The 19,136-nt window shown below is 62.8% G+C and carries 21 protein-coding genes; 14 read left to right on the top strand and 7 right to left on the bottom strand.

The window, feature by feature from the left end; all coding sequences use genetic code 11:
• Positions 1-47: 47 nt before the first annotated feature.
• Positions 48-1,166 (top strand): hypothetical protein, encoded by a 1,119-nt coding sequence (locus tag IPK70_11615; GenBank protein MBK8227807.1) that lies wholly within the window; start codon positions 48-50, stop codon positions 1,164-1,166.
• A 106-nt stretch (positions 1,167-1,272) separates the two neighbouring features.
• On the opposite strand, the gene IPK70_11610 is transcribed toward IPK70_11615, so the two are convergent.
• The gene (locus IPK70_11610; protein MBK8227806.1) at positions 1,273-2,025 is read right to left on the bottom strand and encodes a hypothetical protein; all 753 of its coding nucleotides are present in this window, start codon (positions 2,023-2,025) and stop codon (positions 1,273-1,275) included.
• A 172-nt stretch (positions 2,026-2,197) separates the two neighbouring features.
• Between IPK70_11610 and IPK70_11605 the strand changes: the two genes are divergently transcribed.
• From IPK70_11605 to IPK70_11595, 3 genes are read left to right on the top strand one after another with little or no spacing between them, the layout of a single operon-like run.
• Positions 2,198-2,467 carry a ferrous iron transport protein A gene (locus IPK70_11605; GenBank protein ID MBK8227805.1) on the top strand — a complete coding sequence of 90 codons (270 nt, stop codon included), beginning with the start codon at positions 2,198-2,200 and terminating at the stop codon, positions 2,465-2,467.
• Positions 2,468-4,303, top strand: a complete 1,836-nt coding sequence (locus IPK70_11600; protein MBK8227804.1) for a ferrous iron transporter B — start codon at positions 2,468-2,470, stop codon at positions 4,301-4,303.
• Positions 4,303-4,458, top strand: coding sequence for a hypothetical protein (locus IPK70_11595; protein MBK8227803.1), 156 nt, complete (start codon positions 4,303-4,305; stop codon positions 4,456-4,458). Before IPK70_11600 ends, IPK70_11595 begins: the two co-directional genes overlap by 1 nt.
• Positions 4,459-4,552: 94 nt before the next feature.
• Here the strand turns inward: IPK70_11595 and IPK70_11590 are convergent, their stop codons facing one another.
• Together IPK70_11590 and IPK70_11585 are read right to left on the bottom strand one after the other, a co-directional pair.
• On the bottom strand, positions 4,553-5,185 hold the full coding sequence (locus IPK70_11590; protein MBK8227802.1) for a hypothetical protein: 633 nt from the start codon (positions 5,183-5,185) through the stop codon (positions 4,553-4,555).
• A 36-nt stretch (positions 5,186-5,221) separates the two neighbouring features.
• Positions 5,222-5,506, bottom strand: coding sequence for a hypothetical protein (locus IPK70_11585; protein ID MBK8227801.1), 285 nt, complete (start codon positions 5,504-5,506; stop codon positions 5,222-5,224).
• A 109-nt stretch (positions 5,507-5,615) separates the two neighbouring features.
• Here IPK70_11585 and IPK70_11580 point away from each other — a divergent pair, with 109 nt between their 5' ends.
• Positions 5,616-5,891: a heavy-metal-associated domain-containing protein gene (locus IPK70_11580; GenBank protein MBK8227800.1), complete on the top strand. Its 276-nt coding sequence runs from the start codon at positions 5,616-5,618 to the stop codon at positions 5,889-5,891.
• Between the two features lie 22 nt (positions 5,892-5,913).
• A complete protein-coding gene (locus tag IPK70_11575) occupies positions 5,914-6,288 on the top strand; it encodes a hypothetical protein (GenBank protein MBK8227799.1) in 375 nt (124 codons plus the stop codon).
• Between the two features lie 66 nt (positions 6,289-6,354).
• On the opposite strand, the gene IPK70_11570 is transcribed toward IPK70_11575, so the two are convergent.
• The 4 genes from IPK70_11570 to IPK70_11555 all read right to left on the bottom strand — a co-directional run bounded on the left by IPK70_11570 (position 6,355) and on the right by IPK70_11555 (position 10,404).
• Positions 6,355-7,533 carry a hypothetical protein gene (locus IPK70_11570; GenBank protein MBK8227798.1) on the bottom strand — a complete coding sequence of 393 codons (1,179 nt, stop codon included), beginning with the start codon at positions 7,531-7,533 and terminating at the stop codon, positions 6,355-6,357.
• A gap of 23 nt (positions 7,534-7,556) precedes the next feature.
• Complete coding sequence (locus IPK70_11565; GenBank protein MBK8227797.1) at positions 7,557-9,218, bottom strand: hypothetical protein; 1,662 nt, start codon at positions 9,216-9,218, stop codon at positions 7,557-7,559.
• Positions 9,219-9,292: 74 nt separating this feature from the next.
• Positions 9,293-9,862 carry a hypothetical protein gene (locus IPK70_11560; protein ID MBK8227796.1) on the bottom strand — a complete coding sequence of 190 codons (570 nt, stop codon included), beginning with the start codon at positions 9,860-9,862 and terminating at the stop codon, positions 9,293-9,295.
• On the bottom strand, positions 9,859-10,404 hold the full coding sequence (locus IPK70_11555; protein ID MBK8227795.1) for a hypothetical protein: 546 nt from the start codon (positions 10,402-10,404) through the stop codon (positions 9,859-9,861). Before IPK70_11555 ends, IPK70_11560 begins: the two co-directional genes overlap by 4 nt.
• A gap of 67 nt (positions 10,405-10,471) precedes the next feature.
• On the opposite strand from IPK70_11555, the gene IPK70_11550 reads away from it, so the two are divergent.
• The 8 genes from IPK70_11550 to IPK70_11515 all read left to right on the top strand — a co-directional run bounded on the left by IPK70_11550 (position 10,472) and on the right by IPK70_11515 (position 19,122).
• Positions 10,472-11,269, top strand: coding sequence for a hypothetical protein (locus tag IPK70_11550; protein MBK8227794.1), 798 nt, complete (start codon positions 10,472-10,474; stop codon positions 11,267-11,269).
• A gap of 5 nt (positions 11,270-11,274) precedes the next feature.
• Entirely contained in the window at positions 11,275-11,955 is a 681-nt protein-coding gene (locus tag IPK70_11545; protein ID MBK8227793.1) for a hypothetical protein, read from the top strand.
• Positions 11,952-12,437, top strand: a complete 486-nt coding sequence (locus tag IPK70_11540) for a hypothetical protein (protein MBK8227792.1) — start codon at positions 11,952-11,954, stop codon at positions 12,435-12,437. The genes IPK70_11545 and IPK70_11540 overlap by 4 nt, the downstream gene beginning before the upstream one ends.
• A 110-nt stretch (positions 12,438-12,547) precedes the next feature.
• Entirely contained in the window at positions 12,548-13,120 is a 573-nt protein-coding gene (locus IPK70_11535; GenBank protein MBK8227791.1) for an ester cyclase, read from the top strand.
• Between the two features lie 262 nt (positions 13,121-13,382).
• Complete coding sequence (locus IPK70_11530) at positions 13,383-14,519, top strand: hypothetical protein (GenBank protein ID MBK8227790.1); 1,137 nt, start codon at positions 13,383-13,385, stop codon at positions 14,517-14,519.
• Between the two features lie 419 nt (positions 14,520-14,938).
• Complete coding sequence (locus IPK70_11525) at positions 14,939-15,748, top strand: T9SS type A sorting domain-containing protein (protein ID MBK8227789.1); 810 nt, start codon at positions 14,939-14,941, stop codon at positions 15,746-15,748.
• A gap of 269 nt (positions 15,749-16,017) precedes the next feature.
• Positions 16,018-18,087 carry a hypothetical protein gene (locus IPK70_11520; protein MBK8227788.1) on the top strand — a complete coding sequence of 690 codons (2,070 nt, stop codon included), beginning with the start codon at positions 16,018-16,020 and terminating at the stop codon, positions 18,085-18,087.
• Between the two features lie 126 nt (positions 18,088-18,213).
• Entirely contained in the window at positions 18,214-19,122 is a 909-nt protein-coding gene (locus IPK70_11515; GenBank protein MBK8227787.1) for a hypothetical protein, read from the top strand.
• The last annotated feature ends 14 nt before the right edge of the window (positions 19,123-19,136 follow it).

Raw genomic sequence — 19,136 nt, 5'->3', positions numbered from 1 at the left:
GCCGACTCCGGAAAGCCCGAACTTCGGCTGGCACAACCCGCGAGGCCATGCTGCTCCGACTGGTCCCTTCCTTCGCACTCGCCGTTTCCCTCCATAGTGCTGCTTGCCAGAGCCCGCCATGGGAACGCCCACTGATGCAAGCGTGGTCGAGCGATGGCATCATCTTCTCCTCGCCCGCGATCTTCCAGGATTCCTCCGGAGTGCCCTCGGTGATCCGCTGGCGCGGCGACACGCTGATCGCTGCCTTCCAGTGGTTCCGTCAGCCCAACCCATCGCCATCGTGGGACCGCGTGGCCGTGAAGCTCTCCTACGATAACGGAGCCAATTGGACGGTGCCCGAACCGATCGTGATCAACGGCTTCCCTGCCACCTACCAGCGGCCTTTCGATCCCACGCTTGCGCTGCTCGGCGGCGACAGCTTGCGCATCTACTTCAGCAGCAGCGAAGGAATGCCTCCCATGGGCCTCGATTCCATGGTGAACACCTATTCAGCCGTGAGCACCGATGGCATCACCTATCAGTTCGAGCCGGGCGCGCGCGTGGATGTGCTGGACAACCGTGTGATCGATCCCGCCGTGATCCGCTTCGGGCCAGGCTGGCACTACGCCGCGCCCGCCGGTGCGCCGCAGGATGGCGCTTACCACTTCCTATCGCCCAATGGGATCGACTTCAACGCTGGGCCCTTGATCCCCTCCGATGCGATGCACAACTGGACCGGCAACTACATGGTGGAAAGCCCAACCGAGCTCCGCTTCTATGGCGCCGGGCAGAACGGCGTCTGGTACAACTCCTCGCCGAATGGCGGGCAATGGAACGGCTACGTGAGCACGAACATCATGGGCGGTGATCCAAGCGTGGTGAAGGTGGCGGACAACAGCTACCTGATGGTGTACGTTGGCCCGCCATACGCTACGGTTGCGGTTGATGAAAGCACCGATCCGCACCTGACAAGGGTGGCGCCCGTGCCCGCGCGCGACCGCCTGCGGATCCTGGGCCATGCGACCATCCGTCACTATCGCATCCGTTCGCTCACCGGGCAATGCGTGCAAGAAGGAGAACCGGTCGCCGGTGGGATCACGCTCGATGGGATCCCCGTAGGCGCTTATCTGCTGGAGCTGACCGATGCCGACGGAACGCGGATGGCCCTGCGGTTCGTGATCGAGTGAGCTTCGATCACCACCAGCACGATCTCGCCTACGGCATATACCAGGTAGCGGGTAAGGCGGTTCTCCTTCAGCAAACGCTGGCGGATGGAGTTGAAGATCCGGAGCATCAGTGTTGGTCCTTGGTTAGCTCCCGATCGATCATCGCGATCAGCTCATCGCTCAGCTTCAGCACCTGATTCAGCTGCCCGTTCATGGTGGAGAACTCCAGGAAAGCCATGAGGAATCCATTCTTCACGCGCACATCCGCGAAGTAGCGGTCGTAGTCCTCCCGGCGCAGCGTCACTTGCTTTTTCATGTGCAGGTCGATCATCGGCTGCATGTCCTTGAGCTCATAGAGCGGCTTGTAGATGACCTCCTCCGAGTCGAAGCGGAAATGATCCTCCTCCGCCTTGACCTTCTCCAACAGCTGCTCGAGCCTCAGCAGCCCGGCCTTCACGCTATCGTTCGTGAGCTGCGCGAGGCCTCCGGTGTTCAGCAGCTCCCTGAAGGTGAAGTTGATCGGGTAATAGCGCTGCCAGGCATAGATGGATATGCAATCCTCATTGAAGGCATTCCAATCCGTGATGCTGTCCCCTTCGATCTTCGCGATCACCCGTTCCGTCGCCCCGATGCAACCGCTGCGCACGGCGATGAAGTCCTTCACTTTCTCCTGGTTGGCGATCAAATCGGTCTTGATGTTCTCGAGGTACTTGACCTCGCGCGCACGGGCTTTCCGCAGGTCGTTGTTGTTGTTGATCTGCAACGCGATCAGGATCCCGATCACCACCAGCACGATCTCACCCACGACATAGACCAGGTAGCGGGTGAGGCGGTTCTCCTTCAGGAGCCGCTGGCGGATGATGTTGAAGATTCGGGGCATGGGGAGGGTTGGCGGTGAAGATGCAGAATCGGCTCTTTCCGCAGCCCATGCCATGGATACGGCAACAGGCAACGGGGCAAGGACGAATTACGCATGGCCACGATAGCGTCCCACCATACCCTGATCGCGGTATTCCGCCGCAACCATTCCGTTCGGACCTTCGCCGCCTTCCATGGAATCGAACAGCAGGCCTCCGATCGGCTTGGACCAATTGCCCGAGCTGCAATGGGCAACGGTGAGCGGCATGGCGCTGCCGACCGATCCCGCCGACCGCACCCTCGTGCTGCGCCTGCTCGAATTGGGCTTCGTGCCGGGCGAACGCGTGCAGGTGATCCGTGAAGGCCGCCATCGCCGGGATCCCATTGCCGTGCGATTGGGCCACACCACCTTCGGATTGCGCCATCGCGAAGCGGCCTTCATTCAGGTGATCCCCGCCGCGTAGATGAGCAGCCCCTCGCCTGCCCTGCCGCTGCGCATCGCCCTGCTGGGCAATCCGAATTGCGGCAAGACGGCCCTCTTCAACCTGCTCACCGGCAGCAGGCAGAAGGTGGCCAACTACGCCGGCGTCACGGTGGAGCGCAAGGAAGGCGTGATGCGCACGGCCAGCGGACGACGCACCCACGTGCTCGATCTGCCCGGGGCCTACAGCCTCAACGCGCTCTCGAATGATGAAGCGGTGACGCGCGACGTGATCACCGGCCATAGCGCCGAGGCCCTGCCCGACCTGCTCGTCTGCGTGACCGATGCCACCAACCTGAGGCTGCACCTGCGCCTGGTGCTCGAGGCGCGGCAGCTTGGCCTGCCCTTGCTGGTGGTGCTGAACAAGATGGACCGCGCGCGTCAATTGGGCATCTCCATCGACAAGGCCCTGCTTGCGCGCGAGCTCAACCTGCCCGTGGTGGAGACCGTGAGCCTGCATGCCCACGGTGCCGATGAACTTCGCGCAGCCTTGGATGAGCCGCTCCGGGCAGCACCGCCGCCGCATTGGAAACAGCCCGACGTGGAGCAGGTGCTGGCCACGCAACGCGATGTGCTCGGCATCTTCAACCGCACCGTCAAATCGCCGAGCACCGATAAGGACCCCAGCCTCCGCATCGATCGCTTCCTGATGCATCCGGTTTGGGGCTTCGCGGTGCTGGCGCTCGTGCTCTTCGTCACCTTCCTCGCCGTGTTCTCCGGCGGCGATGTGATCTCCGGCTGGATCGAGGAGGCCTTCAGCGCGATCGCCAGTGCAGTAGAAGCGAACATGGCCGATGGCCCCTTGCGCGGCTTGCTCGTGGAAGGCGTCATCGGCGGTGCGGGCGGCGTGATCGTCTTCCTGCCGCAGATCCTCATCCTGTTCCTCTTCATCCTCGCGCTCGAAGCATCGGGCTACCTGCCGCGCGCGGCCTTCCTGCTCGACCGGCCCATGAGCGCCGCCGGGCTTTCGGGCCGCTCCTTCATCCCCCTGCTCAGCAGCTTTGCATGCGCCATCCCGGGCATCATGGCCACGCGCACCATCAGCCATTGGCGCGACCGGCTCACCACCATCCTCATCGCCCCGTTGATGGCCTGCTCGGCGCGCATCCCTGTGTACACCCTGCTCGTGGCGGCCCTCTTCCCCGACGATGCCATGTCAGCCGCGCTGGTGATGGTGGGCCTCTACATGCTCGGCATCGTGGCCGCCATGACGGTGGCGTGGGTGATCAAGCGCAGCGACAAGCACGCGGCACGCTCACCGCTGCTGATGGAGCTGCCCGCCTACCAATGGCCTGATGTGCGGAGCCTGGTCATCGGCCTGTGGGAGCGCGCCATGATCTTCCTGCGCCGCGTGGGCACCATCATCCTGGCCATCACCATCGTGATGTGGGCGCTCTACACCCTGCCCTCGCCGCGCGCCACCGGACAAAGCCTCGCCGGCGAGCTCGGTCATGCACTGCACCATGTGTTCAAGCCCATCGGTTTCAACGAGCAGATCTCCTTCGCGCTGGTGCCCGGCATGGCCGCACGCGAGGTGGTGGTGAGCGCGCTCGGCACCGCCTACGCGATGGATGGTGACGAGGACGAACTGGATGAGCAGCTCCGCGAGCGCATCTCGCGCGAATGGCCCCTGGCCACCAAGCTCTCGCTGCTGCTGTGGATGGTGTTCGCCCCGCAATGCCTCAGCACCTTCGTGGTGGTGAAGCGCGAGACCGGCTCGTGGAAGCAGATGTGGATCATGGGCGGCTACCTCTTCGCACTGGCCTACCTTGCGAGCCTCATCACCTACCAGCTCACCAACTGGCTCACCGCATCGTGATGCAGTCTGTACTCACCATCGGGATCGTGCTCGCCGCAGCGGGTTACTTGGCGTGGATGTGGGCGGCCAAGCGCAAGCACGCGCATGCCGCTCAGGAGGAAGGAAGCGCGGCGTGCGACTCATGCTCCGCTTGCAGCGGCTGCAGCGGACAATGACCTTGGCACCTCCGATGCCCTGCCGCTGAGGACCGTCCCGGCATCACCGCTAAAGCCCGTGGCCGATCAATCAACCAGCGAGGCCTTCGCCGGCCTATGGTAAGAGGAATCGATGGACCGGACCCTCACTTCCCGACCGGACCACGTACACGCCCGGTGCGAGATGGCCCAGTTCGAAGATGCCGCGTGCTCCCCCCGTCGGCGATGCGCGCCGGCCAGCGGCATCCCAAAGCTCGATCGCTCGGCCAGCATGGTATCCGCGCACATGCAAGGAGCGCGAAGCCTCATCGAACCAAACCTCAGGCACTTCGCCGAGATCCGAGATGGCTGTGGGGAAGGTGAAGACCACATCCGTGCAGACGACCTGAGCGTTCCCGGTCATGCACGACAGCGTGGCCCCCGCATGATTGACCTGGTTGGCATACCCGCTGCCGCAAAAGCCAACCGATGCACCGCTTTTCGCGATCACGAGATTCGAGGTCCCGTTCGCGTTCACGCTGCCACCCGTCTCCACGAGGAAAACGGAGTAGGCGCCGACGTAATCAAGGCTTGCTCCAGCGGGGATGAGGAAACACTGAGAGGCGCCAGAAAGCGACTGCGTCCCGCTCACCTCGATCGCATTCGCAGGCACCGCCACCTCGCACACCGTCGATGCAGGCGCGGGGCATTGGGCAAGGGCAAGGGTGGTGCTGACGATGGTCGAGCACAGGAGCGGGATCCGTTTCATGCCGGAAAATTACACCTGCCATTCATAGTGGGGCGCTCACGAAGAACTGATGACCGCCTCGATCGCATCCCGCAATTTCTCGCACGCACGGATCGTATCGCTCAGCAGCTCGGGGCGCGGCGTCAATATGCTCTCGCGCAGCGCATCAACAAGGGGCGGCAATCCCGCGCAGCGCGTATCCAGGCCGATGCCTTGCTCCATCTGTGCCTCGATGTCAGCGATGAGGCCCTCGTCCACGCGGCCGTGGCGCAATTCAGTCTGGAGCATGAGCACGGTGCGGCTGAGGGTTCGCAGGGAACGAACGAGAGGAAGGGTCGCCATCGGCTGCGAAGATGAGCGCTCGCGACTGAGCACGGTCACCTCCGCGATTGAGGTTGATCATGCGCCTCGTTGATCCGTCGGGCTAGGTTTCGCCCATCACTCCTGTCCCATGCCCATCCTCGGCTTGAACGTGGACAACCTGAAGTGCGGCGGTTGCGCCAGCACCGTGCGCAGGCGCCTGAACGAGCTGCCCGGGGTGGTCTCCACCTCGGTGGATGTCAATAACGGAACAGTGACCGTCGCGCACGATGGAACCATTGATCGCAGCGCCATAACGCTGCTCTTGCAGAAGCTGGGCTATCCGCTCAGCGGCACCGGCGGCATCACCGAGAAAGCCAGATCGTTCGTGAGCTGCGCCATCGGCCGCATGCACGGCGAACAATGAAACGCTAAACCATTCCACCATCATGGACAGCCTCTTCTCCCGCCTCGGCCTGTACGCCCTTCTGCTGGTCTCGCAGTTCACGCTTCAGGCCTCAACGGCCACTGCGCAGGACAGCCCCACCGGCGTCATGGAGGCCATCGTCACCATGCGCGACCCCGCTGTTGACGTGCAGGCGTGGCAGCGCTTCGCCCTCCGCGTGGGCAAGGAACCCGGTGCCAACATCGAATACAGCTGCCAGCGCGCAGGCATCATCGTGCTGCGCCTCGAGCGCCCGTCCATACAGGAGAAGGCCGATGCCATCACGCTCGTGCGGAGGCTGCTCGCCGATGCCGGCATCACCACCGCCGTCGAGTTCCTGCACGTGCACGTGGAGCGCACGTCGGTGAACAAATGCTGACGGCCTTCGAGCCAATCGCGCAGGCGCGCGGATGACGTGGGTGCAGCGCGCTGTGCGCACGCATGCTCATCGCACGTCCAGCACCTGTCCTTCCTCCACCCGGTTCTGCTGCCGAACACCGAGTTCCCCGCCGGGCAGCGAGTACACGACCTCCATCGCCCCGATGTACACTCGTCCGTACGAGGTGGTGCGGTACACGAGGTAGCCGGCCGAAGCAGCGAACGTGGCAGTCCATTCCGTCGCGACGCCGCCCATGCCATGCGGGTGGCGCAGCATATCGATGAACACGCGTTCGCCCTCTGGTGAAGCCCACCGCATGGTTCCGCTCTTCAGACCATTGGCTAGTTGCTCCGGCGTCAGCGCATCAACATCGGACAGCGTGAACGGGCCCCAGCTGCCCCAGCGCGTGTTGGTCATGAGGATGGCCGTGCCAGGCAGGGGTGAGATGCCGCGCACGTAGTACCCGGATCCGTCGGTGCCGTGCCAGTCCTCATCCACGGTTGCAATCACCAGATCGTTCACCTCATCGTCGTGGAGGTCCACGAACTCATCCGGGGCCAGGCCCGGCGGCACCATCACCTGCGGTTCGTTCTCCTCATGCCCGAAGTCGTACTCGTCCTTCACCCTGGGCTTCATCGGCACCGGATCACCCTCCTTGCCAAAGCCGTTCGGAACACGGATGGCTTCCTTCGATTTGATCACCACACGCCCATACGGATAAGGCAGCTCGAAACGGAAGGCCGCGACACCTGTGCCGCGATCGTTCGCGCTGCGCAGCACCATCGTCCGCCCGTCGTGATGATCGCCGGTGCCGTACCAGCCATCCTCCGCTTGGGTGATGGCAGGTCCGAACGGCCGCTCCAACAGCCAGAACTCCGTTGGCTTGTCCTCATCGGTCCAGCTCAGTTGCTTGAAGCGGATGCGCGCCGCGAGCTCTGCGGTGTCCAGTCGCGCGGCGCTGTCCAAGGCGAACCAGCGCTGGTTGCTCGGCGTGCTCCACATGAGCACGGCCGTGCCCGCAAGCGTTCGCACGCCCACTTTGTACAGGCCCAAGTAGCCGGGTTGCTGGGGATCCGACACGTGAATGGTGCGGCTGGTGATCAGCAGGTCCGCGCGGCCATCGCCGGTCACGTCCACGTATTCATCGGGCGGAGGGCTGGGGATGATGCGGTCGACTTGGGCAGTGGCCTGGAGACTGAGGAATAATGCGGTCAGCAACGGCATCAGTGAGCTGCGCCGATCCATCGCACGAAAGCTGAGCGTGCACATCAATGCAACACGAGTATGCGTCCGCGCAGTTGTCCGCTCTGCACCATGTAGCTGCCGGCAGGCCAAGCGGAACATTCCATGATGAAGGTGTTCTCTGGGGTGCTCGCGCGAAGGAGCTCGCGGCCCAAGGCGTCCAGTACACGCAGTTCTCCGAGCGCTGCGCCGTTCGCGGCGGTGACCACGAAGTGCCGATCAGCAGGTACGGGAGCCACGGACCAGGCATGATCGCTCAGCGCGGTCGTAGTGCCTGTCGACAGGTCGTCACTCTTCACCAGGAAGGCCGCGTCTCCTTCCAATGCTGCTAATGGCGCGAAGGCGATGGTACCGGTATAGGCCCCGGCCACGTAGAGACCACCAACCGCATCACACGCCAATTCGCCCAACCCGCGCGGTCCTTGGGCACGGTCGGCGAACACTTCCTGGACCACACCATCGGCATCGTAGTGCGCCACGAACAGGCTGTAGTATTCGAAGCTGCCATTGTTCGGAAAGACGATGTTGTCGAAGGTGCAACGTGATTCGAAATTGCCACCGGCCCACACATGTCCGTTCGCATCCACGGCGAGGTCGTTGAATTCATGGCTGAAGCTGGTGTCACCTGCACGACGGCCCCAGATCCTCGCACCTTCCGGGTTCATCTTCCAGAGCGTCATCCGATAGTTGCCGTTGGAGCCCGCGAAGGGCAGGTCGATCCCATCGATGAGGTGGCCGCCTTCGCGCGTGGTGGCCACCAGGATGTTGCCCTCGCTGTCGGTGGCCAATGACCGGATCTCATCGTAGTTGGTACCGGCCCAGGCACGCACCCACACTTCCTCACCGGCGGGGGTGTACTTCACCACGAAAGCATCATCGCTCTGCCCGCTGGGCATGAAGTTGGGCAGGGTGTCGGTGACGAAGTAGGCCGTGTCGCCACGGAAATCACCGCCGAGGTACACGCTCCCGTCCGGCGCCAAGGCAAGTGCATCGCAAGTGGTAAGGCCGAGGCTGCCGTCGCCGGTGCATTGCGGCATCAGCGACCAGATGCCGTTCCCGTCAGCGTCCAGCTTAATCAGGAAGCCTTGCTCGCGGCCATTGCAGCCTTGCAGGTCGGGCAGACCGGGCACTTGCAGAGCGGTCTTGTACTGTCCGGCCACATAAAGATCGCCGGTGGCATCCGCCACGATCGCACGACCCCATTCCAGTCCGCTGCTCGCCGACCACCCATAGCGCTGTGCCCATTGCGCATTGCCGTTCGCGTCGTATTGCGCCACCAGGATGTCCATGTTCCCGAGCCGGTTCAAGGTGGTGCTGCCCACTGTGATGCTCGGGCTTTGGAAGTAGCCGGTGATGGTGATGCGGCCTGCGCCATCCACGGCTACGTCAAGAGCATCGTCGAAATCAGTTCCGCCCGCACTGCGCACCCAAATCGGCGTGCCGTCGGCGGCGAACTTGGCGACGAAGAGGTCGCTCTGGCCAGCGCTGATGAGTGCCGGCAGGGCGCCGATGGTGAGCGTGCCGTAGAAATCACCGCAGACCACGGTGCTCCCATCCGGATCCACTTGCATGCCCCAAACGACCGGTTGTATCTGCCCGGTCAGTTGCCGTGCCCATTGCCAGTTGAACTGGGCCGTGAGCATGAGGTGGAACATCAGGGCGAGAGCGGAGAGGAGGGTTCGGGGCATGATCGAAGTGGAGGGTTGAAAAGGTACGGGCATCGAACCACTTGGGATTGATCGGTCCACAATAGCGTGCGTGCTCAATGGATCGGCAAAGGTTCGCCTTCGAGCACCACGCGGCGGCCGCGCACATCGATGATCCCATCCGGTTCGAGATAGGTCACGGTCATCGCGACGAGGTACACCGCCTCAGGCGTTGTCAGGCGCACGATGGAACGCTCCCAGGTGCGCGGCTCCATCAGGTGCCAACCCTTCCCATCGAACTGCCCGCCGTAGCCCATGTAGCAGACTTGCAAGGCATCCGGGCCCCAAAGCAACCTGCGCGCAATCAGCCCGGCTTTCAGCGAATCCGGATGCAGCACATCGCCGGGCTTCGGCGAAAGGATGGACCAAGTCCCGGTCCTGGGGTCCAGCTCATGCAGGAACTGCGCATGCTCATAAGGAACCACATTGCGCAAGCAGTTCCCCGTGCTGCTCGGCACATCATCCGTGCCCACGCTGTACGTGACCACTTGCACGTCGTTGCGCGCCACGTTCTGCAAGGGCACGCCATAGCTGGCCGAGCCACAGGGATCAAGGAACAGAACATCCGGCCCGGGCTGGGCTTGCGCCGCGAGCGGAAGCCAAGCCAGTAGAAGCAGTGTCTTCATCGCGGGTACAAGATGATGTCAATGGGGTGAAAGGGAGGTCGGTCGTTCATGGGTGGGTACACCTGCTCGTCGAACACCCCGCACAAGGGGTAAGTGTCGAAGGCCGTGAGCGGCACCACCACTTGCTTGAAGTGCATCGGCCACCCCGGCTCGGAGGTCGGGGATCTCCGGCGCCTGCTCAACGGACCGGCCTCGCGCTCGTCCTGCACAAGCACTTTCATCGTCGCCGTGCGGAAGCCGTTGGGCACCACCAGCACATAGTTGTCACGCGCAAATGGGAAGCTTGGTTCGTAAGGGCCTTTGTAGCGGACATTCCCGCAGAAGGGCGGGTCGACGTTCCGCTCGAAGAGATGCCACGGCTTGTCGTTGTGCACCACCGGTACGTTGTTGCTATCGAGCAGCGTGATGCGCAGGCCGTCGATCACCGCCGTATCGCCTTCGGCGTGGGGCCGCACAACGATGATGCTGGCGAAATCGAAGGCGCAGTGCTGGGCGGCAAGCGCGAGCGGGACGCAGCAAAGCAGAGTTGAAAAGGACCGCATCGCGCACCTGTACACGCGATGTTGCAAAAGGTTCGAACTACATTGACCCATGCGTGTACCGGCTCACATGCCCACCCTTTTGGTCTTTGTACTCTCCCTGTTCGCGCTGAACGCCTGGTCAGCCCCTCGCACCGTCCGCATTACAGGTACCGTCGCGAACATCCAGAGCTGGGAGATCAAGGGGTACTTCACGGCCATGGTCGTCGGTTCCACGTCTCTGCCCAGGCCGGGTGTGGTTGCGACATCGCAACAGGTGATGGTGGACCTGAAGACCGGCCGCTTCGAAGGCGAGATCGCCAGTGAGGTGATCCGAAATGCCTCTGGTCGCTGGATGGACATCCATGTCATCGCCTTGAGCACCTTGGAGATCCTACCTGCCGAAATGGTGATCCGCGTGCCCTTTGCGCGCACCATCGACCTCGCCACCTTCGAGTGGAAACCCTCGCATTATCGATGGAAGCAGGGCGCGCTGGTGATCGACACCGCCGTGCCACGCGATACCGTGATCGGCGAACCTTGGGGCATCCATGTGGTGATCAGCCCCATCAATCCGGAGCCGACGGATAGCGTCAAGTTCCAGTTCCATTGGATGACCGGGAACCCGGCGTACGCGGCGAGCATGGGTGGCCTCTACATGAAGGACTGCTGCACATTCCTCTGCAACTTCACCTTCGCAGAACGCACCGATACGGATAGCTACGCAGAAAGCTGGTGGCACCGCGAGACGCTCACGCTCCCACCACCGCTGGAACCCGGTCGATATCGGGTGCGACAAGTGGCAGCGACCGGTGAGCATCTGCGCGATGTGGACTTCATGCTGAACAACGATCTTAACTTCACCGTGGGTGAACGGACCGAACCATGAGGATCATGCTGCCCGCACTCCTGCTCCCGATCCTGTTCGCCTGCGCGAATGCTGAGCTTCCCCAGGAGCAAACTTGCGGCCAGGTGCCCGAGACCTTCGTCACCTACGCTAGGCGCACGCTCACTGACAGCACGGGCATGTTCAAGGACTTCTATCCGCCGGTGACACCGCTCAGTTGCGAACTGCTGGTCATGCTGCACGTGGAGTTGAAGGACGACAGTGCCCGATATCACTTTGAACGTTTCTCACGACGTTACTGGAGGGAGGACCCGCACGCCACGCGTACGCATGCGTACATCAAGCGGCACCTGAGCTTCCCGCTCGCCATGGCCGCCACCGCCCATTGGTATGCGGACACCCGCATCGAAGGGCTCCGCGAACTGCAGGAATACCGAAGGATGCGGCCGCTGGTGTGCACCACGAAGGAGGGCAACGCTATGCTCCTCCGACAGGACAGCGCTGCGGTGCGCTATCTGATCCAGGTGCTGGAGACCACGCCGCTGGGCATCAACGGCAGCGAGAACTCCACCATACACGATATCTACATGCGCGAGGTGATGGAAACCCTGGACCTCTTCACCGGGCAACACCATGTTACTACGGGCGATCAGCGGATGCGGGTGGACATGAGCGAGCCACGCGTGTCTCAGGCCTTGGCGGACTGGCGCAAATGGCTGAGCAAGTGAGGTCGTTCCTGCTCGCTCTTCTGCTCCTGCCGTGCGTTGCGCTGGCGCAGGACGCTGATCGTTTCGCCCGTGCACTGCGCAGCGAGCGTACACTGGACCGCTGGATGAAGAAGGAGTTGCACAGCCAGCGCAAGGGGCATCTCGTCACCACGCCTTCCACCACCTACATCGCGCACCATCAGACCTTCGATAGCCTCGCGGCCTTCCTGCGCCGCCAACCGGGCGTGGTCGATGCCGAATGGGACCGGTGCATCGGCAAACTCGACCTCTGGCCCGGGCACAGCACCATCGGCTTGCGCATCCTGATAGACGGACTGGAGCATGAACGCTGCTACCGCGTGCAGGAAGGCATCCCCGGCACCATCAACCTCTTCGGCTGGCGGCCGAGGGTGCGGGGCACGCGCGAGCACCTCAAGTACCTGGGCGCCCGTGCCTGTCCCGGCTTCGTGGATGAGCAAAGGCGGCATTGCGCGAGGCGCTGAATCCGACCGGCAGCGCTGCTGAGACGCGTCTCTCGATCTGCCGCCACCGGGCGTTTGGCAATTCCAGCGAGAAATCTAGCTTTCGACTCCTAACCCAAACCCTTCCTACCATGCGCAAACAGTTGATCCTTGCATCCGCCCCACTGGCCATTGGCCTGCTGCTCGCCTCCTGCGGCGGTGGCGGCCACGACCACGCTGCTTCGGCTGAACACACGGCCATGATGAAGGCCGACAGCACCGCCAAGGCCGAAATGGCTGCCAGGGAAGCGAGCGTCCGCGCCGTCTTCGAGTCCATCAACACCGGCAACCTCGACAACATCGGCGATCACGTCGCCGAGAACTTCGTGGATCATCAGCAGGATCCTTCCATCACCACCACGGGCATCCAAGGCCTCAAGGACATGGTGAGCCTGCTGCGCGGCGCCTATCCGGACTATCAACAGGAGATTGTCTCCATGAGCACAACCGGCGACATGACCTTCGTCCATTTCCGCATGAAAGGCACGAACAGCGGTCCGTGGGGCGCCATGCCCGCGACCGGGAAGACCATGGATGTGATGGGCGTGGACGTGCTCCGCTTCGAGAACGGCAAGGCGGTGGAGCATTGGGGCTACATGGAAGAGATGAAGATGATGACCCAGCTGGGCCTGATGCCTGAGCCGGGCGCGGAGGAGAAGAAGTGAACCAGCCGAGAATCGAAAAGAACGGCGGGGTGATGCCCCGCCGTTCTTCTTTCGAGTGCCTGTGTCGCTTCACCCCCAGTCATGGCGCGTACCTCATCTCGCATCAGCAAGGCGATCCGTGGACTCAGGGCCGCTCTCGAGGTAATGATCAGCTCCTTCTCGGCGCTGTATTGGAAGCTGCCGCGGAAGTCGCGAACCAAGTCGGTGGGGCTGTGTGGCTGGTGATTCATGCTATAGGGCAGCGCTCTCTACCTTCCACCCGATGCGCGTTGCACTCCTTGGACTTGTCCTGCTGCTTTCACCAAGCGGGTTCAGTCAAGCTTCCACCCAGCCTCTGAATTCCATCGGCTTCGCGGACACCGTGCTCTTCAACGAGAGTCAGCGCTACGCCGCATTCGGCTATGAAGGTCACGCGCCGCTCTTCATCCAGATCTGGTTCCCGCTCGCTGATGAACCGGAGACGCCGCCGATGAGCCTCGCCCAGCTTCGTCAACGAAGCCTCAGCGGACCATTGCGCCGCGTGTACGACGAACTGCTGCTGCGCGCGGACTCCGCGTTCATCGAATACGACCTGCACTACACCTTCGGCGAAGAAGCACCGATCGACTACGCGCCTTTCACCGCAGCGCAGGTGAAGGACAGCCTCTTCGCGCTGCCCACGCATGCGCACCGCGTAGCACGGCCGGAGCCCATGGACCGGCCCGTGATCGTGTACCACCACGGCTCGCAAGGCTTCAGCGACGAGAACGTGCGCATGGCCGAGCACTTCGCCGCGAACGGCTTCATCTTCCTCTCCTGCAATTTCCACTGGCCGTTGGAAGGCAAGTCTTACGGCTATCCGCTGGTGTGGGAGCCAGACACGAGTTCCATCCGCACCATGCTACGCTTTGCCAGCCAACTCGCTCATGGCAACAAGGTCTTCTTCATCGGCCACAGCTGGGGCGCGCAGGAAGGCTGGTGCACGCTGCACGAGCCTGGCCTCGTCGATGCCTTCATCAGCCTGGAGACCACCATCGAACAGAAGACCGACACCGCCGAGGTCCGCGACAAGTGGCCCTATGTGCTGGAGGCGATCACCACGCACAGCTACCCGATGCCGATCTTGATGGTGGCGGATACCGATGGAGAGCCGCCATATCCGATGTTCAAGGGCGTGCGGGGCGATCTGCGCTACCTCGATCCAAAGAAGCCGTTCGGCCATGAGAGCTACACGAGCGCTTACCTGATGCGACTGCGAGGGGAAGGGCGATTCAAGGTGCCCGATGCGGCGAGTTTGCGCGAACAAGAAGTGATCTACGAGGTGCTGCTGGATGAAATGCTGATGTTCTTTCAGGAGCTAGCGCTACTACCGGCCGCGAGAACTGGCCGTTCCAACGACGACCTGTTCCAGCGGCGCTGAAGATGACCCACGTTCACATACATGGACAAGTTGCGGTGCTGAGAATCTTTGGACCACGATCGAGACCTGGCTCCCAGAACTCTTGAAGGACTCCGTCACAAGTTCGTGTGCCGTCTCCGGATTCGGGCCCAGCTCTTTTGCCATTTGGACACCTTGATTCGACCGGGGACCTGACCTCCGGCACTCAGGCCTCGGGCACTGCACCTGCAGGATAGTTGACGTTGAGCGATGGCGCCGCCGATGCGCTCCCGAAAACCGACGGTCTCTTAAGAGGAACGGTTGCGTGCGCTCATCGCGATATTCGGCATGGATGGCAGCGACCCCGGATTGAACTCCGGGGCACGAAGGAAGAAGCCTCGGCCTGACGGAAAAGACCTGGTGAGGGGAGGATCCTACTTTCGCGCACCATCCCCACCGCTATGCGCATCGCCCTGTCCCTTCCGTTGTTCGCCATCGTCGCCGCCAGCCACGCGCAATCGTCCTGCGACAGCGTGACGACCGTGCTCGATCGCACCTACCAGAACCACGGCGTGATGTTCAACGTGGTCGCGTACGAACCCATCGTGCTCGACCACCTCACCGCCAACATCAATTGGGGCGACGCCGACTTCGACCTCTACTACAAGGTGGGCGGGTTCCAAGGCTACGAGGTCAACCAAGGCGCGTGGACCTTCCTGGGGACCGCCACGGTGAGTTCCAACAACACGCAGATCACCGACAGCATTCCCACGGTGATCCCCATCCCGCTCGACCTGACCATGCAGGCCGATGATACCGTGGCCATCTACCTCACGGCCACGCCGCTTTCCAAGGTGTTCCTCATCGCCACTACGACCCCGTGGGGGACCTACGCGTACACCGATGCCAACATGGGCGTGAGCATCGCACGCAGCATGTACAACCTGTTCGGCGTGCCCTTCTCCACCCCGCAGATCTGGAGCGGCCGCGTGGCCTATTGCCAGAGCGGCAGCACGGGCATCGATGCACCCGCCGCCGCAGCGGCCGCTATCCGGATGGTCGATGACAAGCTCCAGCTCAGCTTCGATGCGACCCTGGGCGCCACGCATGAGGTGGCGCTGTACGACGGTGAAGGGCGTGTGGTGCTCCGCCGCAAGCTGAACGCGTCATTGACCACCGTGGATGTTTCGGACCTGGGCCGCGGTGTGTACGTGACTGCGGTGAATGGCCCGCAGGGAACAATCGCCACGCAGCGCGTGGTGCTGTACTGAGCGCGGGCGTACCACCCGGTTTTCCTCCCTGAGCGTACGGCGTACGCGTTCAACGTCTGACATCCCAGCGTCGGGGTCTGGCTCGCGAAGCTCCACATGAACTCCGGCAGGCTCGGGCACGGTCTTCATCTCCAGGCCCAGCTCGTACTGCTCGAACAGGCTCACGAGGCGCTCGCCGTCGATCAGCCCGATCGGAGGGACGCCATGCCGAACAACGCTCATGTTCCGGAATTGGCGATTCCCGGAAATTGCGTGCGCAACCCATCCGGATGATCGCCACCCGTTCACTCCCGCGCTTCGTGTCCAGCACCGTGCTCCTGCCATGCATGGCCCTGCTTGCCGTGCATTCGTTCGCGCAGGAGGATCCGCCGGAGCGCATCCAATACGCCCAGTTCCCGCGCGAGAGCGCGACGGCTCTCTCGTTCAGCATGGATGGCCGCTACCTCCGCGTGCAGGGCGGCCCCTACATGGAGGGCGTCTATGACATGCGCTCCCGCAAGCAGGTGCATGAGGTCGATCCAGCATCCGTGACCTGGACCACCAGAACGGCGCAAGGCATCCGCATGGCGCCAGGCTACAGCGCGCACGAGCGTTTTGAGACGGTGATGAACGCCAAAGGCACCAAGGAGGTGGACAAGCAGTGCTTCATCGATGTGGTGGATGAACGGACGCAACGCGCCATCTGGTCGGCCCTCGTGGGGCACCGGGAAAAGGAGTCCGTCTACATGAAACTGATCGGCTTCGTGCCCGAACGGCAGGTCTTCATCTGCTGTGTCACGCAGCGTGACGACCGCAAGGACTACCCCTTCAACCATGCGAACACCTTCCTGGAGGTGAACTACCTGTACAAGAGCGTGAAGCCCCTTTCCACTTCGGTGGGTTCCGTGGACGATGTGTACACCCGGAACGCGACCGGCCGTTATGCCGCCTTCCACAATCAGGGCTATTGCCTGCTGGATACGCGCACCGGTGCGCTGCAGAAGATGAAACCCACCAACACGCGCTCTTATCCGGACATCCGTGTATGCCGCGATTCCTTGCTCGTCTTCTTCTGGGAGGACCAGCCGGGAAACCTTGACGAGAACGGGCGGTCCGTATCACTGGAAGCCTTGGACATCGCCACGGGACAGACCGTCCGTTCCTGGTCGTTCAACATAAATGGCCCCTTCGCCTTCTCCACGGCCACCGGCCAACTGGCCTACACCACCTGTGGCCGTTACACCTGTGACTACGCGTACCTGAAGAGCTACGACCTGCTGACCGGCGAGGAGCAGGGCATGATCACGAGCGACGTGTTGGACAAGGAATATGCTGTAGCCTGCCGACAATACGCGCAGGTGCAAGCAGCAAAGGAGCTCTCGAGCGATCGGAAAGCGGGCTTCCTTCGTCAGGTGCGGCAGTTCCAACAGGCGGCGAACAAGCTGGGCTGGCGCATCAGCAGCGAACGGCGCATCGCCTCCTGGGAGCGCAATGGCGAAATGGACATGTACTACGACGTGCCGTGCACGCTTTCGCGCGACAGCACCTACGCGGCGGTGTTCGTGTCGATGATACCCGATGTGCAGCTGTGGGGCCGCCTGAAGTTCAACGACGATGCACTGCCGGGCCAGCCGTGGGCACCCGACCCCACGCCGTTGAAGAGCACCGCCTTCACCGCCAGCGCTTGGGGCTACCTGCAGCAGCGCCAGGGCGACAAGCACCTGCTGTTCGATGACCTCTGCGGTTACCTGTTCGGCGCCAGCACGCCGGACAGCACCACGCATTGGATGCTGCTGGCCCATGCGGCCGCCGCGAGCCCCGCATTGCCCGCCTTCGGCGATATCGATTTGAGCGGGCTGCCCACCTACGATCTGGACGATCGGTTCACCACCTTGGAACGGCAGGCCGCGGAGTACCGACGCGCACAGGAATCCGAAGAAGCCGCTGCCCGCGAACGCGAGCGCCAGCGCGAAGCGGAGATCACCCGGCGCAACACCGCGTTGATGCATCTGCAGGAACAGATCGACCATGCCGTGCCCGCTACCTGGTCACTGTGCAACGCCTGCGGTGGCACGGGCCGCGTGTTCGCCAACCGCAGCACCTGCCATTGCTGCGGCGGCAATGGCGGCTACAGCGAAGCGGTGCCCACCTTCCACAAGACCGGCGACAGACGCATCGAACGCCCCAATTACAGCTCGCCCACGCACCCCACCATCGATGTGTACTACGAGCCCATCGGCTACACCACCTACGAAAGCGTAAGGCATGCCTGCGATTGCTGCGGAGGCACCGGCAGCGAAGGCTCGGGCGAAACCGCCGGATGTCCTGCTTGCGGCGGGAAAGGAAGGGTGCCGCGTTAATGCGCTGCGCTGATCGCGGATAGGGCTGATCACCGCTCGTGATGCACGGGCGTTGCGCCTTTCGCCGGCTTGGCGCTGACGGCTACTTTGGCATCGATCCGCTCTTGATCTTCGCTGATCACGAACATGCCCCCTTCCCCCTCCCAGCAGATCATCGGCACCCTCAGTGCCGGTCTGGCCAGCATCCTCTTCTTCATGCGGCTGCTGCCATTCCTGGCTGAGTGGATCTCGAAGGAGACGCACAGCGACCGATGGGCGGCACCCGCCGTGAACGTCCTAGCGTCCATTTGGGGGCTGATGATGGTGGCGCTGCTCTGCATGACGGCCAGCGGCGGCTTCGACTGGATCCGGCTGGGACGAGGCAAGCTCTACCTGCTCACCGTGGCAGCAGCATTCGCGTTGGCGGTCGCTTCCTACGTGTTCATCGCCTTTTACCTGCGGCCCGGCTTCACGCCGCGCGGTCTCTACAGCCCGTTCCTCTACCTCATCCTGTTCTCCACCGTGCTGCTGGTGGTGGTCAGCTTGAACCAGAAGCTCGTGCCGGGGCTGTCCGTTCAGTGGTTGCTTCGCCCATGGACCTGGTTCACCGCGCTGAGCCTTGTGGGCAGCCTGATCTTTGCCGGCAACTGGGTCATCAACAACAGCGGTCGCGGTCTGGCCGACGTCGCCACGCGGATCATCATCCTCGTGCCAGCGACCAAAGAAGAACTCGCGGAGATCGAACGGCTCGATCCAAAGAACGATTTCGAGAAGCTGGTCTCACGGGCGAGCCTCGTTGAGAAACCGGCCGTGTGCGAGGCTGCTGCAGCACGCCTCCGTTCAGATCCGGAATTCTTGCAGCGCATGGCAGCCATGCTGGATTCCGGCTATGCCGAACCTGCGCTAGCCTTTGTGCGCGATGCTGCACTGACCCCCGACGAAAAAGCAGCGCTTCGCCCGTCCAGCGCTGAACGCCATGGGACGTTGGCTCAACAGCACCTCCCCGCCCAACTACACCACGTCGGAGAACCTGAAGCGTACGCGGCGCTTCGGTGATGAGCTGTTCCGCG

It is taken from the genome of Flavobacteriales bacterium, from assembly GCA_016712535.1.
Taxonomy (GTDB): domain Bacteria; phylum Bacteroidota; class Bacteroidia; order Flavobacteriales_F; family PHOS-HE28; genus PHOS-HE28.
Note: the sequence above shows the minus strand (reverse complement) of the source record. Positions and strands in the feature narration are given on the sequence as shown.